At 58.8% G+C, this 1,126-nt stretch carries 1 protein-coding gene; it reads right to left on the bottom strand.

The genetic code is table 11. From position 1 onward, the window contains the following. Window positions 1–1,126: AMP-binding protein (locus A3730_RS08850; RefSeq protein ID WP_156501094.1), on the bottom strand; the 1,126-nt coding region annotated here is incomplete at both ends.

The raw sequence follows: 1,126 nt of genomic DNA, 5'->3' as shown, positions 1-1,126 counted from the left end.
CGTTCGAAGGTTTCCCGGGTGAAAGCCTCGCCGCCCAAAGTCCAGGAACGCACTTTCAGGGGCGGTTGTGTTTGTTCAATCCAGTCCAGCAACGGCCCCATGTAGCTGGGCGGAATGCAGGCGATGGTCACCCCTTCTTTTTGCAAGGCATCGCAGGTTTGTTGCGCGCTCCATAATTGTTGGTCACGAATCACCACCCGCGAACCAAAGGCCAACGGCACCGTCCAGCGCTCTACCGCTCCATCGAAACTGATGGAGGCGAACTGCAGCTCCACATCATCCGGGGTCATGCCATAGCGTTCACCAATGGTCTGCACATGCATGGAGAGACCGGCATGGGTCAGGGACACGCCTTTGGGTTTGCCGGTGGAACCGGAGGTATAGATCACATAGGCGAGCTGGTCCGGGTGCGGTTCGTTGCCGAGAGACTGCGCAGAGAAAACATCCAGCGACAATCCATTAACCGCAACCGGTTTAACGGCATCAACACGGGGCAAGGTTTCAAGCAAATCTGAAGACGTGAGCAGCAACTTGGCACTGCTGTCTTCCAGCATGTAGTGCAAGCGGTCGGAGGGATAACCCGGATCCAGTGGCAGAAAAGCGCCGCCGGCTTTCATCACGGCAAGGAAGGCTTCGATCATGGTGACACCACGCTCGAAGGACACACCGACCACATCATCCGGTTGCACGCCCTGTTCGATCAGGTAACGGGCCAATTGGTTGGCGCGGGATTCCAGCTGGACAAACGATACGCGGGTGTCACCGTGCACCAGCGCAATGGCCTCGCCCTGCTCGGCTGCCTGTTGTGAAAACAGCGAGAGGAAACTGGTCGCGTGCCACTCGCCTTCGCCCTGACTCCATTGCTGCAAGTGGGGCTCGTCGTCACCCAACGCATCCAGCGTGGCCAGTGGCACATCATCCACATGAGACAACGCCAGCAAGGTACGCTTGAATGCACTGGCCATGCGGTCCATCAACGCCACCGGCAAGGCAGCGCTATCGTGGGCAAACAACATTTGCAGATGGTCACCGGGCAGCACCGCCACGGTGAGCGGGTAATGGGTGAACTCGTGGCTGGTGGGCGTGCCCAGCTGCAATTCGCTGTGCTCACTGCCCAGCAGGGATT

The sequence above is a fragment of the Alcanivorax sp. HI0044 genome, assembly GCF_001634945.1.
The sequence above is the reverse complement of the archived record's forward strand: the minus strand, read 5'-3'. Positions and strand labels throughout refer to the sequence as shown.